The organism is Photobacterium sp. GB-50, from assembly GCF_003026755.1.
GTDB lineage: Bacteria > Pseudomonadota > Gammaproteobacteria > Enterobacterales > Vibrionaceae > Photobacterium.
Map to the genome: position 1 here is coordinate 194473 of NZ_PYNX01000005.1, position 15917 is coordinate 210389.

The window sequence follows — 15917 nt, forward strand, 5'->3', positions numbered from 1 at the left end:
ATCTTAATTATTAATAACGCAAACATCTACATTCAGAGTAAATAATTACACACAAAAAAGCCGAGAGATCACACTCTCGGCTTTCTGATGAATAAATAAGACTTACTGGTAATCAGCAGCAGGGATCCCTGGCTCATCTCGGTATAATATTCGGTCATTACCTCGATATACGCCAAAAGTCACAATAGCCGATGGGTCTTCATCACCTAAATTCCGCCAATTGTATCGTAGCCAAGGTTGATGAGAGTACGCGCCAAAACAGTTAATGGGGTTTTTATCTTTTACCCCTGGTTTCACCGCACTCAAACGCTGCCAAAATCTTACCTGTTGTTTAAAAGTAGTACTATTTGAACTGGTACCATATCCAGAGATTTGGCTTGGGTTCGCCATAAAGTCTCCAGATAAGGCCTTGCCCATCATTACTTTACCACTACCGGATGTATAAGCACTGCTCTTACTATTTTCAGGATACATACTGATCACTTGGCGACAGTAATTTGCCCCATTAAACTGCGATACTGAATCATCCGTATTTTTAACAAATGCTGTACCATCCCAATATTCAATTCTTAACGGCACTGCTAGTGATTTACGAATATCACCACCGATATTTTCTAATACCATGCGTCCATAACGGAGATCGTTAACTCCCACTAGTGCACCTTGTGCATTAACCTCTTCCCCCGCCCATGTTACGTGATCAGGAAACGCTTCACCTTGTTTCACTCGCAACTGCCATTGGTCAAACGGCCCATCTTCAATGGTGGTGTTAGTATCTTTTTCTTTACGTTGGAATATCAGTTTAGACGGCTTAAAAACAACCTCAGAGTTACCTTGGCTATTTTGCTGCCAATCACCGATTTTAGGAGACATTAACGATTTATCACTGCGCATTTGTTTTAAACGTAGATCTAATGGTACGTACCCCCCGTTATTATTCCCCGACTCTAATTTAAACTTACTCTGAAGAGACGGATCAAATAAGGCATAATTTTGAACGGGTTGATTATTCGCGTTAAAAGCATTAATCGTGAATCCAGCATCAAATGGCTGATCCATATAAGTGAATGAGCCTATCGCAGGTGTTACTTCATTCTTAGAAAAAGCAAAATACTTAGGATAGAAACGCCCTATTTGACGTTTACTCTGATTAATATTATTGCCATTCTCTATATAATCGTTCATCCCAACCTGTAGCCAAATACTGCCGACTTCAGACCATCTATTACCAGTAAGTAATACCCCTTTCAAGGTCGGTTTTACTGTCATTTGACCTTGCGTAAATGTCCCCATAACGCCACTAGAAGGTGAGGCTAGGTGAGCCTGCATCAACAACCCATTTCCCATAGTTGGCGCATCTGGAGCAAGGAAATTCTCCGTTACAGAATAGCTACAGTATTTATTATCAGATGAATCAATAACAGTTCCTTGGGAGCTACCTTCCTGCCACACTAAAGGCTTAAGCAGCACATTAAAAGGTAACCCCGCGGCAATATACCCCTCACCACTTTTAGACGTGCCATCTGCTGTATCTAATGTATTAGCTTCATTAGGCTTTAACGGACAAATCGCGAACATCCACGGCTTTGCATTAATTGCAACAGAACCGGTTAACCCATTAGGCAGCAGCTCACGTAACGCTTTTGCTTCCTTCGTTTTGGTTGTCGTTAACGTGCAGCTATCACTAGTACAATTTGGATCAGAAACATGCCAAGCAATAACACCCGCATCACGATAACGCAAAGTAAGCGGTTCAGATTTCCCTTTCTCGAACTCTACTTTTGCTTGCTTAGATGCGCCTGTCGCTGATTCAATATGCTTTCCTTTTACAATCTCGACAGTAATAGGGTTATTGGGATCGGCTGCTTTTTTCGGCGCTTGGTATTCAGTTGAAAAATCTAATAACCGTGTTCCAGTATAATTTTCAACTAGCTTGATGTTCTTACCCGCTTGGCATGTCATGGCTTTAATTGTGGCGGTAACGTCTTTTCCCGCCACGATATTGTGACCATCATTTAGATCAATCGCGAAACCGCCAGGGATAAAGGTATATTGACCTTTAGGTTCATCACCAGCCATAAACTCAATACTTGCCGTTATTTTCAGCGTCTCCGACCCCGTGGGTAATACCCAAATAACTGCATGTTGATTTTTTACTGGCAACGTAAATGTATGTGTACCCGCAGTAAACTGATGAGAAGATGCGAGCGCTGAATTATCCGCCCAGATACCGCCTGTTGATGAGGTAATATTAACCGTAATATCACCATCAAATTCTTTAGTACCATCCTCCGATGTCACATTAAAATCAACTTGCTGGGCATGACATAAGGTCTTCGTGACTTTTGTCGGTGTGATTGTAAGTTCAAATTTAGGTTCAGGCTCTGGATCAAAACAGGCACTACTACCAATAATCTCTGTTTCTATATTATTCACATCGCCAGTCATCGTGATGTTAGGCGCCGTTACTGCACCGGTAATTCGCGTGATCTGGTTACTCAAGCCATCACTCATCATAAGATTACGCTCAGAGTAAATTAAGCCTGTGATCTGACTACCTTTGTTTAGCTCAATATAATCATGGAGAATATCATTCACCGGTTTTAAATCATGAACAACAATAAGTAAATCGTCAGCAATCCCAGATAGCGGCTTCATGGTTGAGCTGATCAAACTCATCTTTTTCACATGAACAACTGAGCCCGTAGGAAAGATAATATTTTTATTACTTAAATTAATGGTGTTAAACCAAAATACCGTTTTATTGCCAACGTCTCGTTGCGATTGTAAATCGCCATCATCAACAGCAGGCCATGTATCTAACACTTGTTTTTTAGCAAATAAGCTCGGGTAAGGCTGAGCCGTATGACATTCTTCACCATTACAGTAATTATTCTCACCACCACTTGAATTAATTGTCTTAAAACCTATATAGCGTTTGCCTTCTTTTACGGCTGAACCTTTAATTAAGACATTATGGCTAGCGTTAAATGCGCCAGTAGAGGTTTGCCATGTCTGAGCAGGACCTGGGAATACATTACAGACTTCTTCTGATGCACGACGCTGGAAAGCCATAAAACCAACCATCTCATTGGCATGTTGACGTTCTGGGTTAGTATGCTCATTTAAGTCTTCATCAGTAACAAAGCTTACTTCAAGAACATCTTTACCCGGCTTTTGTTGATTTTTACATAACCGGATCCACCCTCCGTTAGGTCCTAAACGGGAGTTTTTAGAGGCAATCACTAAGATGGGATTTTTTGACTGATCCGAAAAATCAAAATCGCTGCCTTTTAAATCAGTAAAGCCTGCACATTGCTCCGTAACAGGCTTAGTGATCTTTTCAATCCCATGATAATTCCCTTTTAGGGTATTGGGCGTTTCTGCTGGACCTAAAGCAAACTGTAACCCTTTGTATAAACCACTACCTTCAACTAATAAATAACCAATCGTCACATTATGATTAAGCACATATTGAGTTTCAGAGCTATCCACGCCTAAATAAAAATGGCCATTATTGCTCGTACCTTGATTTATCGTGCCACGAATAATAAACGGCGTTATCCACTCTGATTCTGTACCTGTAGCCGAAATAACAGACGGTTTATTTCTTGGCTGAATTTCTGCGATTCCTCCAGGTGTTTTACTTTTAAATCCACTAGGAATCGTAACCGGCGTTACTTTGCCTTTCTTTATTAATGGATTTAATTTGCCGTAATCGATATCACCTTTACCGGTTTGAAATTTAGGATCTTTAGCATCAAGCTGTTTATGTACAGTCAGTTCTGCCGCAGTAATACGACCATTATTGCCTAATGCAATGGTGCCTTTTTCCATCGCAAAATAGGTGATTTTACGCATAGGAATACGATATAAGGTATAGGTTTTATTTTTAAAATGATGCCATTTCGCTTCCCATGACTCCCAAGAGCCTAAAAGACTATCTTCATCTTCTAAACGAATTGCGTTCGATACTTTCGGATAAACCTGTCTTACCCCAAATGCATACGTCTTACCTTTTTTGTAAATTCGGGTAATCTTTAAAGATGATGGTGCATCAAGACCATTATCTGTAATGGTCGGCATGAGGAAAATTAACGGTTTGGTTGTAAATTCTTTATTTAAGACAATTTCACATTCTTGGTTAATACAGCCATTGGGGCGTGAAATATCACTTTGCCCAAAGTCGAATACTGGCCCTTCTTCACTCGCCAACGCGGTACCGCTCAACATCATTAAGGAGATAAAAAAAACAAAATTTTTAATCATTTAAATCTTTCGCCCACACTTCTTGGGTACGTGTCATCGCCACGTTATGACTACCGCAGGTCGCTGTACTTTCTAGGTGGTACTCATTGACTGTTTTACCGCTTGATAACCTAATCTTTTTCGTTGTACATACCACCTTTATTACTTGGCACCCTTTTTGGAATGGCGGCATAATTTTTTCAATTTCAGATGATGGATAAGTTATGCATTTATCGGAATCACTCTGAAATGGGTTTCCAAGTGGGAAAAGTCGAGTTAATACAACTTCATTGGCAGAATGGGCTGTAAACCATGCTCGTGTTCCAAGCACCTCTTTGGTAGTCATGGTTTGACTAGAGGTACCAATTTTCGTCATCACCATTGCCATGAGCCCCATAACGATAATGACGAACAGCACTATCATTAAGCCACTACCACGTTGCTTGTTATAACTGCTATAAGACATTCATCACCTGTACACTATGGTTATAATCTGACTTTTCTTGAGTGCGTGAGTCTAAATACTGAATAGTAAATAACGCTATCGCATTACTGTTTAATCCCGCCGTTTGTACATTAGGTATAAATTTATCGATGTTCTCAGCCATTAATATGCCATCACCATCGTTGACCTTGCGCACAATAGTCGTCCCCACTTGACAGTAACTGATCTTATCTTTGTATAAATATAATCGATTACCGGGAGAAGATGCCTCCTTGATTGGCGACGTTAATGTCAATTGATACGTCTCATCTTTTGAAGCTGGCGCAGTAATACTACTCACAGTTATGGTGTTATTTTTATATTGCTCAGATGAGGCAAAGCCCACTGCAACAAAATTACCGCTATTACTCCAGTTAGTAGAAAAGCGTAACGGAGTGATCGCAATCGTATTGCTGTTATTCGGTAAATTATCGTAATACACCGCTGGAGCAATAATCGGATAAAAGCTCAGACAATGAGATGTATTACTTAAACTGTTCGGCGCTGCATGGCGGATTTCTTTGGTCATACGTGCAACTAAAAAACGGGCTTGAGACTGAAGACGCTCGCGATCAACGGTATTGGTATACCCCTTTACACCAATCGCAATATAACTACCAATACCAATCATAATGATAGATAGCACGACAATTGCTATCACCATTTCAAATAGCGTGAAACCACGCGGCTTAGCCATCAATAATTACCCCTATAGGCGATATAGTCATATTTACCATAGCGTCCAGCATCCACACTCACTGTGATTTTTTTCAAAAGTTGTGAGGGCACATACTCGACATTAATGGTGGCATGAATATGGGTATAGTTTGCGGTTGATAAACTGGGTACTAAATCAGTTAATTCGCCACGGCGAGAAGTTAAACTGGGTTTAACATAATTATTACCGTTATATGTATAAGGGTTAGGGCACTGCGTTGTATCTCCCCAACAGCCAATAAAATCATCGACATCATTAGCCATTGCTGGATTCGTTGCTTCTAAAAGATCATCCGGCCCTAAACGTGCTGGCAAGGTACATGGATTAGGATTTCCTTTAGCATCATCCTCACCACAGCGGTAAACACTGTCGCCATTAGGATTAGAGTTTTGGTCGAACTGACGCGCTAATATTTCATTAAAAATCGCATCAGCCATTGCCGCTGAACGCGCTTGATATTGAGGAACCGCAGAGCGCTCAACTTGAGGAAAAAGAAAGCTCACCAAGGTGATCATCGCAATCGCGAGTAATACAATAGTAATAATCCCTTCAATAAGGGTAAAACCGCGTTGTTTTATGTGAGTATTCACTTACTGCACACCTCGTTATCTTTCTTTTTATATACATAACCTTGGCTATTAATACAAATGCTGGCGGTTTGGTTATTTTTTGCCGTAATCGTAATGGTACAACCGTTAGCACACACTAACATAGATGTTGCATTGACTGGCTGCCCAAGCAAATTAAAGTACAACTTAGCACGTGCATTTCCACCATCAACCAATGAAAACTCGGTATTGGTTTGTGATTGACGCAAGCTACCATCAGTTTCTGAATTAGCGGCACTGCAGACGCCTAAACATGGCGAAGAAACATTTAAGGGAGTGCGTTGCCCTTGCATCGAAGATATTTGAATTTGGCGAATAACAGAAATCGCCTGATCACGGGTCAGTTGGGCATCAAACTCGCTCCGACCTGAAAAGCGAGCAGCAGCAGTGGCACTGATGATCCCTATAATTACGATCACCATAATGAGTTCAACGAGAGTAAAACCTTGTTGCTGCTTCACATTACCACCTAAACATGACCTATTTTATTGTTATATAATTTATCAGATTAAAACAAAAAAGGCGCAGCCGAGTGACTGCGCCTTTAGTTCTAGCTATATGTTAATTACTCACAATCATGCACAACAACGGTTGCAGCAGCAGCAGAAGTTGCAGCAGTGTAAGTTACAGAGCACTTATCTACCGCCGCTTTATCTGCTTGGTTTTTCAGTGTGTAACTAATTGAATCACCAGCATCTTCACCGCCAGTAGATCCCTTAACAGGAGCCCATTCAGTTGAGTCTGATTCTAAACCTTTAACTGCAAGAGCAATACCTGCTGAACTTGCTGTTGGGTAGCCAAATATGGTTTTAATTCCATCAACCTCTGTAGCTGTATTAGAACTTTCTACACCATTAATCGCAGCTTTACCGTACATAATACCTGCCGCACCTTGGATTGCTCCTTTTAGGCCTTGAAGCGATGCATTACGCGCATCATTTTGAAGGTTCATAAATTTAGGCGCCGCCGTTACCGCTAGAATACCTAAAATAACAATCACTACTACTAACTCAATTAAAGTAAAACCTTGTTGCTTTTTCATTTTTTATCTCTTATTTACTAAATAGCATCGAAACGAAGCGAAGTTTAAAATTACTTACAAGCATTATCAGCTAGTTGTACTTTTGCAGGTACAGTTGCACTTTGTGCTGGTACGTAGACTAAGTAACAATTTTTAGGAACTTTATTAGCTGGAGTTGTTGAACTTCCATCTGCAGCAACAGCCGAAATTTCACTTAATTGAGTTGAATATTGTTTTGGGGCAAACACAACTTTTGCATCCTTTGTTGTGCCAGTACCAATAACTTTCGATGCCCAGTCACCATCAGAACCGGTACCAACGATCGCCTTTACAATACCGTTATCACTTGCTTCCGGATAACCAAAAAGTGTTGCGACATTATCAGCTCCAGCACTAACAGTACCAGATGTTGATTCGATACCTTCAATTGCAGCTTTACCATAAACAATGCCAGATGCGCCTTGAATCGCACCTTTCAAACCTTGTAGCGATGCATGACGCGCATCACCTTGTAAATTCATAAACTTAGGTGCAGCAGTAACCGCTAAAATACCTAGAATAACAATCACTACAACTAATTCAATAAGGGTAAAACCATTTTGGCGCTTCATATTAACTCCAATGAAACCTTAACTAACTATAAAAATTAATCACACTTTGTGACAGTTACTGTTGCAGCTGATGTTGATGTAGCTTGTGCATAAGTCACATAACATTTTGCTTGAGTGTTATCAGCTTTTTGATTAGCAAACGTATATGAAATGGTATCGCTTACTGCATTTTTAGGCTGAAATGCTTTCCACTCAGTATTACCACTATGCAAACCATTAACAATTAAGCTTAATGCCGCAGATGTTGCATCAGGATAACCTTCGGTTAAATCTAATGTGCTACCAGCAACACTAATCGCACCATCGCCAGACTCTTGGCCTTTCACAGCCGCTTTACCGTAAGCAATACCCGCTGCGCCTTGAATAGCACCTTTTAAACCTTCTAGCGAAGCATTACGCGCATCGGTCTGTAAATTCATAAACTTAGGTGCCGCTGTTACGGCTAAAATACCAAGAATAACTATCACCACTACCAGCTCAATAAGCGTAAAACCCTTTTGACTTTTCATATTGATTCCTTTCATTTATTTCAAATCTACTTCAACACGGCCCACTGCCGGCTGGTAAGTAAAAGAATGCCCAGCGAATGGATTCACTTCGCCAGAGCTATTTTTGCTAGCTGATGCTAGCTGGTAATAACGACACTGTTTAGCGGCACCTGTGCCTTCAACTGTGACGAAAAATAAATCTTTGCCACTCGCTAGATCATCGCGTGATGTCGTTGCTAACGGTGGGTTTTGCATCAATTCTTGCAACAAATCTAAACAGTCCGTCGCCGTCATATCGACCACATCAGTTGTTGCACTGGTGTTTAACGCAAACGGATAACCAGGACGTATATTTAACGTGGTATCTTCTTGGGTTAATTTAAATTCAGTACCGTCGTAATCAACAGTATTCTTATTTCCGCTATCAACAGGGCGACCATACGCTTCCCATTGTGCTCTTGCTGAAATCACAGCCGTTGCAAAACCGCCTGTCATTCCTTCTATTGCAGATTGCTTAGCTTGATCGGTGATATTCATAAACCGAGGTAAAGCGGTTGCCGCTAAGATCCCGAGCACAATAATCACAACGACTAATTCGATAAGCGAAAAGCCGGCGTTTTTTTTCATTTCCCTATCCTTACTGTAAGAAACTCGACACTATTGCGACAAATTACTGGCAATATGTATTTTGTCATTAATATAAAATATTGCCAATTTTTTCTTAATGCCTATATCATATAAACATGTATTATAACTGTTTGAATCATCAGCACTTCTATAACCAAATGAATTATATTCAGGCCTTCCTATTCCATTTGACAATAAAGACCATATTTTAGGGCAGTCCAACTCCCCCTGTTTCAATACAATAGGCCATCCTAATTGGGTATATTCAAACGCAATATCACCAACCTTGTCAGAATGAGGTCTATTATTTAACTCCCAGTTCTGACGCAGGTTTACAGCACCTTGATACAAATTATTTCGGGTTAAATCAAACTGAAGCAACTTGGCATTTTTTTGCACTTGCTGCCATTCGTATAACAAAACACTTATTAATATAAATGTAATTATTAGCCATGAAACATTTTGTAACCTTTTTTTGTGCTGTAACTCACGATCCCTTAGCGACATCGAGCATTCCCCACATAGGTAAAAAGATACCTAAGGCTAATAACAACACCATGCCAGCCACAACAACCAACATGATGGGCTCTATTCGAGCCGTTAATGTTTTTAAATCGTATTCCACTTCACGATCATAAAAATCCGCGACTTCTAACAGCAACTCATCGACTTGACCGGTTTCTTCGCCTACGGCAATCATTTGTAAAACGAGTGGCGTAAACACCCCTGATTTAGTAGCGGTTCGTGAAATACTGCTGCCGCCTTCGATCCCTTGCTTCATTTCTATCAAACGGTTTTCTAAAAAGCGATTACCTAACGATTCCGCTGCCATTTGAATCGCTTGATTTAAAGGCACACCAGCACGGATCATTAAAGAAAACGTACGCGCAAAACGCGCCATTTGAGCACGATTAACAATGCTTCCCGTAATAGGCATACGTAAGCGCCAGTTATCCCACTTTTCGGCACCTTTTGGCGTATTACGCCAAAATCGTATACCTAACCAAATAGCGACGGATACGCCAATCATCATCGGCCAGTAATGAACAAAAAAGTTCGATGTTCCAATCAACACTCGAGTTGGCCATGGCAGTTCAACGCCAAAGCGCGAGAACATCGACGCAAATTGTGGAATAACTTTGGTATTTAATATCCCCATTGCTATCACGATAGCCGTTAATACAAATGTGGGATAACGCATCGCCGACTTAATTTGTCGACGGGTATTCATCTCTTGTTCGTAGTAATTCGCAAGCTGTAACAATACCTGATCAAGACGACCCGTATTTTCGCCGACATGGATCATCGAGATAAATAACCGAGAAAAAACCCGAGGATGTTGCTGCATCGCCACTGACAACGCGCGACCATTCGTCAAATCAAGGGTTAACGCTTCTAAGGTTGTTTTTAATAAAGGATGACTCGCACTTTGCGATAAACCTTTAAAAGCCCGTAATAAAGGGACACCTGCTTTGGTTAAACTGTATAGCTGTCGACAAAAGATCACGAGAACTTCTAGCGGTAATTGCGCTTGAAACAAAGCACTTAAATCAAACGCTTGACCTTTTGCTTTACCGTGCGTTTCTCGGATCTCAAGGGGGATCACACCTTGACGCAGCAAGAGATCGGCTGCGGCATTAGCATTTGATGCTTCAATCGTTCCCTGTTTTAATTGGCCTTTCTCACCGCGCCCTCGGTAGCTAAATACTGCCATCTTCGTCTCTACTACTAGTTAAGAACATCCAGTACTTCACCTTCACCAAGAAGCAGTACCTCATCAATGCTGGTCTTGCCTGCTAAAGCAAGCTCCATTGCAGATTCCACCAGCGGTTTATAGCCTTCACTCTTTCTCGCCAGTTGGGTAAATAGCACCGCATTATTTTGACGTAACGCATCCATCATATCTTGGCGCATCTCAAGTAATTCAAAGACACCAATACGGCCTTTGTAACCGGTAAAGTTACAGCTATGACACCCTCGTCCACGACGGAAAACATGATTGTTGTAGAATGGGAAACGGGTTTCTAGCCACGCTTTTTGTCCCAACTCTAAAGCCGCATCTTCACCACAATCACTACAAATACGGCGTACCAATCGCTGCGCTAATACTGCACGAACGGCACTCGCCACCAAGTAACCTGGCGCTTCCATATCGATCATACGCAGTGCACTGTCTACCGCATCGTTAGTATGAAGTGTCGATAAAACTAGGTGACCCGTTAATGCCGAACGCAAGCCAATTTCGACGGTTTCCTGATCGCGCATCTCACCAATTAAGATGACATCGGGATCCTGACGTAAAAAAGTGCGTAGAATAGAGGAGAAATTAAGCCCAATCTTGCTGTTTACCTGAACTTGGTTAACACGCGGCAAACGGTATTCCACCGGATCTTCGGCAGTAATGAGTTTCTTACCCGGCTTATTTAATTCGCTTAATGCGCCATATAGCGTCGTAGTTTTACCTGAACCTGTTGGCCCTGTGACCAAAATCATGCCATGAGGACGTTTTAGCTGGCGACGAAAACGCTGCACGATATCATCCGGCATACCGATTTCATCAAGGCTTAAAATACCGGCGGACTGATCAAGTAAACGCATTACGACCGATTCGCCATGTTGAATTGGCATAGTAGAAATACGCACATCAACCGAGCGGTTTCGTACCATCATGTTAAAGCGTCCATCTTGAGGCAGACGCTTTTCAGAAATATCGAGGCCACTCATGAGCTTTAAACGCAATACTAGCGCAGAAGAAATACTGCTCTCATCAATCAGGTTTTCATGCAGCACACCATCAATACGTTGGCGGATACGCAACACATCAGCATCAGGCTCAATGTGAATATCTGAAGCGCCCACTTGCACTGCATCTTCAAACAATGAATTGATCAGTTTTACAACAGTCACTTCTTCATTGTCGGCCTCTTCCATGCCAAATGTGAAAGTGTGGTGATCTTGGTGTTCTGCTTTTAATTGCTCTGCAAATGACGCAATTTCTTGAGTACGGCGATAGTAACGATCAAAGGCAGCCAACAATTGACGCTCTGGCGCAATCACAAGTTCAACCCGGTACTGGCTGAGCTGATCAAACACCGCCTCTTGCGCTGCTAAGTCAGCAGGATCGCTCATCGCAACACGAACCGTATCACCATGCCGACCTAAAACTAACGCACGCAAGCGACGCGCATTTACTTCTGAAAGTAAACCAACATGTTCGCTATCCACTTGCACTCGTGTTAAATCAACAAGCGGCACATCAAGCTGACGCGCCAAAAACTGCAGCATTTGCTGTTCAGTAAGAAACCCTAGATTAATTAAGGTGTCACCAAGCTTACGCCCCGTTGATTGCTGTTTTGTCAGTGCTTGTTCTAGTTGTTGCTGCGTAATGATATTTTCATCAACCAGAAGGTCGCCTAAGCGTTTACGTAATCGAATTTGCATCGGCTAGCTCCTATGCGATTTTAATGCAACTAAACGCTGCTGAATAAATTGTTGTGATGACGCTGAGATATTACCTAGCTGTAACGCTTTTTGATAAGACTCACGGGCTTTTTCTGCATTACCACTCCGGTCTTGAGCAATCGCTAATCCCATCCACCAGCGACCATCAAATGACGCTAAACGCACTAATTGTTGATAACTTTGAAGTGCTACCACATTGTTATTTAATCTTTGTGCTAACGCGCCACGCATAGCTAAATACTGTGAATCCATGCTGCCACTTTTATCATTTAACACCGCTAATGCCGCTTGATTTTGGTTTTCATTGACCAATAATTTTGCGAGTGTTAAACGTAACTGGGGTTGATTCGGTTGCTTTGCTAGCCCTTTTTCAAGCGTCGCAATCGCTTCTCTTACATTGCCTCGCCCATAATACAATGCCGCCAAACGTTGCCTTGCCATGATCCAATCCGGTCGATAATTTAAAGCCGACTCTAAATTAATAACCGCTTGTTTACTGTTTTGCTGCTCTAAGGCTTTTTCTGCATTTAAGTATTCAACTTGCGCCAATTCTTTTGGCGTTAAAGAAACCGTTTGAATCGATAATTCACTTTTAACAGGTTTTGGCGCAGGTGGCTTTGACTGGACTTTATGCTCTCGCTCAACCGCAGCCAATGCTTTTTCATAACCGCTTTCATAGCCTTGATCATAAGAGCTTTGTAACTCTTTTTGTTCATTTTCACTTTCAAGAGATTCTTGAGCGACAGGCATATTCGTAAGCTCAGCTGTGACTGATTTATCAATACGCTTTGAATGTGGTTGTTCTGTAACAACTGCCGTTTTAATTTCATCTGATGCTACAGGTGTTTTCACTGCAATGGTTGATAACGGTTTAACTGATGCAATCTCTTTCGTCGTTTCAGGTTGATCAACAATAGGCTCTGCGGCTATTTCTGTTTGTGCCATGGCTGGTGTAACAACACTATCAGGTTGATTTAACCACCACGCCATACCGACAAATGCCATGGTGCAGCAACCAACAGTTACCCATTTCGGCCATGCTGATGTTGGTATAGGTGCTATTTCTGCTGCACGTAATGGAGAGCCCTGCTGTGATACAGAAGCGAGTTTTACTTGGCTCAACTCATTAAGTCGGCGATTTAATTCACTCATGAATGACTCCATCCCCACAATATAGGAAATGACCACTTAGGTTGTTTTGCACCAAGGGTATCCCGAATAGCCATGAGAACTTCTTTTTTACTAACGATATATTTTTGCTCACAAAAAGTGGCAAGTAAGGACTTATGGCATAGTTGATTGATCAATCGTGGTATGCCACCACTGGCATACCAAATTGCGCGGCATATCGACAAGCTAAACACCATGTCAGTATAGCCAGCTTGATACAGTCGGTGTTGTATATATGCAACGGTTTCAGCCAAGGTTAATGGCCGTAAAACAGCACGAAATGTGATCCGTTGACGTAATTGACGCAATTGATGCTGAGCTAATCGTTGATCAAGCTCTGGCTGTCCGAGTAAAACGATATGTAGTAGCTTTTCTTGTTCAGTTTCTAAATTACCGAATAAACGAATCGCTTCTAACGCATCATCTGACAACGCTTGTGCTTCATCGAGTAACACTACCACCGATTGACCATTCAATCGGCGAGTGATTAATTCATCCTGAATTTGCTCTGTCAGTAAAGCATGGTCACTATTGGGTAGTAGGCTTAATTCTTTTGCCAATGAACGCTTTAATTCTATTCCACTACAGGCTGGCGTCGGTAGGTAAGCAAGATCAAAATGAGTTGGCAATTGGGTCATCAACATACGACACACTAAGGTTTTACCCGTTCCTACCTCTCCTGATACCTGTGTGATCCCTTCGCCCATTTGTAGTGCTGCCAACACGGTTTGAATCGCTTCAATATGTGATGGCAGCGCATGGAAAAGAGAGGTATTCGGTGTTAAAGAAAAAGGCTGCTGACTAAAACCAAAGTGTTCGAGATACATGAATTACCCTTCTTCAGGGAACCATTCATTAATCAGTGATCGAGAGCGTTCAATTTCTTGTTTCCAAGTATTGTCAGTCACAACTGTCGGTTTAAGTAAGATCACCAATTCAGTTTTCTTTTTCACTTTATTGATATGACGGAATAAATTACCAATCCCAGGAATATCACCAAGCAGAGGAACCTTCGAGACTTGATCATTAATGCTTGATTTCATTAAACCACCAATCACCACAACATCACCTGTTCGGGCGTGGATGATTGAATCAGATTCGCGAATAGTACTTTTTGCCAACGGTAATACCATAGGTTTTTCAGTACCGACTTCAATCGTTTTCTGTTCATTCTGCACATCAACAACCGCTGGGTGAACATGTAATAAAACGCCACCTTGGTCGTCAATCTGTGGCGTTACGTCTAACGAAATACCAGAGAAAAACGGGGTTAATGAGACATCTGGCGAAACATTATTGTTATCACCTGAGACGTTGCTGCTTGAAACGTCTGTCACAAAGTATTCATCACCACCGACTTTGATCACCGCTTTTTGGTTATTTGCAGCTGTCACTCGCGGGCTAGAAAGTACATTCAAATCCCCTTGAGTTGATAAGAAGCTCATCACCGCACTAAAGTTACCATCTGAAATAGTAACGTTAGTTTGACCACCTAAAAGTTCTGAGATGGCATTACCACCGGGTAGTGCACCAGCAACAATATCTGCTGCATTTTCAACACCATTCACAACAATATTTGTACCACCAATGCTGCGCGTTAAGTTATTCCAATCAATACCTTGTTGGTAACTATCATCAAGTGTCACCTCCATGATTTTCGCCTCAAGCACGACTTGACGCTTTAGACGACGTTGAGACATGCCCAAGAACTCTTTAACTTCACGTAATTCATTAGGGAAGGCGCGAACCGAAATAAGACCCGCTTGCGGTGATACCATGACATTTCGACCATCACCAGAGCCAATCATGCCACTCACGACTTTCTCTAACTGTGTCCAAAAATCACTGTCCGAGGTCGTTTCAATCGTTGTGCCGCCCGTTGTGGTATTACCACCACTTGATGATGAGCTACTACTATTATCATCACCTGATGATGAATTATTATCGCCATCACTAATAGAACCGGAGGTAATAGAGGTTAATGACTTACCTTTACGCTGTAATTGTAAATAATCAACGGGGATCACTTCAGTCCGTAGCGTTGCAGGGAAAACCTGAATAATATTCCCTTTACGCGTCGTACTATAACCGTAAATATCAGACACGACATTTAGCACTTCATCGAGAGTGACATCATTTAATTTCATCGTAATACGGCCAGTAACACCAGGATGAATGACGATATTAAATGGCGTGCCTTTTACTAAACTGGTAAAAAATGCATTGGCTTCAACATTTTTAGCATTAACACGAAAACGCTTTTCTAACGAAGAATTAGCAGGGTTAATATTGCTATCAAGTGATGGCATAAGATCAGCATTGACCGCAGACGGTAGCTCCATTAACGGACGGCTACTCGCTTCATTCGCAGCTTCATTTAAGGCCTTCTTCACTTCAACAGGGTTTTGATGCCCCATATTAGTTGAACAGCCCGCTAAGGATGCAATGGTGATCCCTAGAAGAATTCGACGCATAATATT

General features: G+C 41.7%; 15 protein-coding genes. All 15 read right to left on the minus strand.

Features of this window, described 5'->3' with window-relative positions:
• Positions 1 to 102: 102 nt before the first annotated feature.
• Positions 103 to 4269, minus strand: a complete 4167-nt coding sequence (locus tag C9J41_RS09735; protein ID WP_107294499.1) for a DUF6701 domain-containing protein — start codon at positions 4267 to 4269, stop codon at positions 103 to 105.
• On the minus strand, positions 4262 to 4714 hold the full coding sequence (locus C9J41_RS09740) for an MshP protein (protein WP_107246309.1): 453 nt from the start codon (positions 4712 to 4714) through the stop codon (positions 4262 to 4264). The genes C9J41_RS09735 and C9J41_RS09740 overlap by 8 nt, the downstream gene beginning before the upstream one ends.
• Positions 4704 to 5429, minus strand: a complete 726-nt coding sequence (locus C9J41_RS09745; protein ID WP_107260248.1) for a PilW family protein — start codon at positions 5427 to 5429, stop codon at positions 4704 to 4706. The genes C9J41_RS09740 and C9J41_RS09745 overlap by 11 nt, the downstream gene beginning before the upstream one ends.
• Complete coding sequence (locus C9J41_RS09750; RefSeq protein ID WP_107290703.1) at positions 5429 to 6040, minus strand: prepilin-type N-terminal cleavage/methylation domain-containing protein; 612 nt, start codon at positions 6038 to 6040, stop codon at positions 5429 to 5431. The genes C9J41_RS09745 and C9J41_RS09750 overlap by 1 nt, the downstream gene beginning before the upstream one ends.
• Positions 6037 to 6519, minus strand: coding sequence for a prepilin-type N-terminal cleavage/methylation domain-containing protein (locus tag C9J41_RS09755; RefSeq protein WP_107290704.1), 483 nt, complete (start codon positions 6517 to 6519; stop codon positions 6037 to 6039). The genes C9J41_RS09750 and C9J41_RS09755 overlap by 4 nt, the downstream gene beginning before the upstream one ends.
• Positions 6520 to 6623: 104 nt before the next feature.
• Complete coding sequence (locus C9J41_RS09760) at positions 6624 to 7100, minus strand: type II secretion system protein (RefSeq protein ID WP_107290705.1); 477 nt, start codon at positions 7098 to 7100, stop codon at positions 6624 to 6626.
• Positions 7101 to 7150: 50 nt separating this feature from the next.
• A complete protein-coding gene (locus C9J41_RS09765; RefSeq protein ID WP_107246303.1) occupies positions 7151 to 7690 on the minus strand; it encodes a type II secretion system protein in 540 nt (179 codons plus the stop codon).
• Positions 7691 to 7725: 35 nt separating this feature from the next.
• Complete coding sequence (locus C9J41_RS09770; protein ID WP_107246301.1) at positions 7726 to 8199, minus strand: prepilin-type N-terminal cleavage/methylation domain-containing protein; 474 nt, start codon at positions 8197 to 8199, stop codon at positions 7726 to 7728.
• 15 nt (positions 8200 to 8214) lie between these two features.
• The gene (locus tag C9J41_RS09775) at positions 8215 to 8805 is read right to left on the minus strand and encodes a type II secretion system protein (RefSeq protein WP_107246300.1); all 591 of its coding nucleotides are present in this window, start codon (positions 8803 to 8805) and stop codon (positions 8215 to 8217) included.
• Between the two features lie 30 nt (positions 8806 to 8835).
• Positions 8836 to 9312 carry a hypothetical protein gene (locus tag C9J41_RS09780; protein WP_107294500.1) on the minus strand — a complete coding sequence of 159 codons (477 nt, stop codon included), beginning with the start codon at positions 9310 to 9312 and terminating at the stop codon, positions 8836 to 8838.
• Positions 9293 to 10519, minus strand: a complete 1227-nt coding sequence (locus C9J41_RS09785) for a type II secretion system F family protein (protein WP_107246298.1) — start codon at positions 10517 to 10519, stop codon at positions 9293 to 9295. The genes C9J41_RS09780 and C9J41_RS09785 overlap by 20 nt, the downstream gene beginning before the upstream one ends.
• A gap of 14 nt (positions 10520 to 10533) precedes the next feature.
• Positions 10534 to 12246 carry a GspE/PulE family protein gene (locus C9J41_RS09790; RefSeq protein ID WP_107290708.1) on the minus strand — a complete coding sequence of 571 codons (1713 nt, stop codon included), beginning with the start codon at positions 12244 to 12246 and terminating at the stop codon, positions 10534 to 10536.
• A 3-nt stretch (positions 12247 to 12249) separates the two neighbouring features.
• The gene (locus C9J41_RS09795) at positions 12250 to 13419 is read right to left on the minus strand and encodes a lipopolysaccharide assembly protein LapB (RefSeq protein WP_107206506.1); all 1170 of its coding nucleotides are present in this window, start codon (positions 13417 to 13419) and stop codon (positions 12250 to 12252) included.
• Positions 13416 to 14264: an ExeA family protein gene (locus C9J41_RS09800; protein WP_107206505.1), complete on the minus strand. Its 849-nt coding sequence runs from the start codon at positions 14262 to 14264 to the stop codon at positions 13416 to 13418. The genes C9J41_RS09795 and C9J41_RS09800 overlap by 4 nt, the downstream gene beginning before the upstream one ends.
• 3 nt (positions 14265 to 14267) lie before the next feature.
• Positions 14268 to 15911, minus strand: coding sequence for a pilus (MSHA type) biogenesis protein MshL (mshL, locus tag C9J41_RS09805; RefSeq protein ID WP_107206504.1), 1644 nt, complete (start codon positions 15909 to 15911; stop codon positions 14268 to 14270).
• Positions 15912 to 15917 lie beyond the last annotated feature (6 nt).

Bases quoted from the DNA above. Each gene is read 5' to 3' on its own strand.
- C9J41_RS09735 (WP_107294499.1), bottom strand. From the start codon at position 4,269: ATGATTAAAAATTTTGTTTTTTTTATCTCCTTAATGATGTTGAGCGGT.
- C9J41_RS09740 (WP_107246309.1), bottom strand. From the start codon at position 4,714: ATGTCTTATAGCAGTTATAACAAGCAACGTGGTAGTGGCTTAATGATA.
- C9J41_RS09745 (WP_107260248.1), bottom strand. From the start codon at position 5,429: ATGGCTAAGCCGCGTGGTTTCACGCTATTTGAAATGGTGATAGCAATT.
- C9J41_RS09760 (WP_107290705.1), bottom strand. From the start codon at position 7,100: ATGAAAAAGCAACAAGGTTTTACTTTAATTGAGTTAGTAGTAGTGATT.
- C9J41_RS09765 (WP_107246303.1), bottom strand. From the start codon at position 7,690: ATGAAGCGCCAAAATGGTTTTACCCTTATTGAATTAGTTGTAGTGATT.
- C9J41_RS09770 (WP_107246301.1), bottom strand. From the start codon at position 8,199: ATGAAAAGTCAAAAGGGTTTTACGCTTATTGAGCTGGTAGTGGTGATA.
- C9J41_RS09775 (WP_107246300.1), bottom strand. From the start codon at position 8,805: ATGAAAAAAAACGCCGGCTTTTCGCTTATCGAATTAGTCGTTGTGATT.
- C9J41_RS09780 (WP_107294500.1), bottom strand. From the start codon at position 9,312: ATGTCGCTAAGGGATCGTGAGTTACAGCACAAAAAAAGGTTACAAAAT.
- C9J41_RS09785 (WP_107246298.1), bottom strand. From the start codon at position 10,519: ATGGCAGTATTTAGCTACCGAGGGCGCGGTGAGAAAGGCCAATTAAAA.
- C9J41_RS09790 (WP_107290708.1), bottom strand. From the start codon at position 12,246: ATGCAAATTCGATTACGTAAACGCTTAGGCGACCTTCTGGTTGATGAA.
- C9J41_RS09795 (WP_107206506.1), bottom strand. From the start codon at position 13,419: ATGAGTGAATTAAATCGCCGACTTAATGAGTTGAGCCAAGTAAAACTC.
- C9J41_RS09800 (WP_107206505.1), bottom strand. From the start codon at position 14,264: ATGTATCTCGAACACTTTGGTTTTAGTCAGCAGCCTTTTTCTTTAACA.
- mshL (WP_107206504.1), bottom strand. From the start codon at position 15,911: ATGCGTCGAATTCTTCTAGGGATCACCATTGCATCCTTAGCGGGCTGT.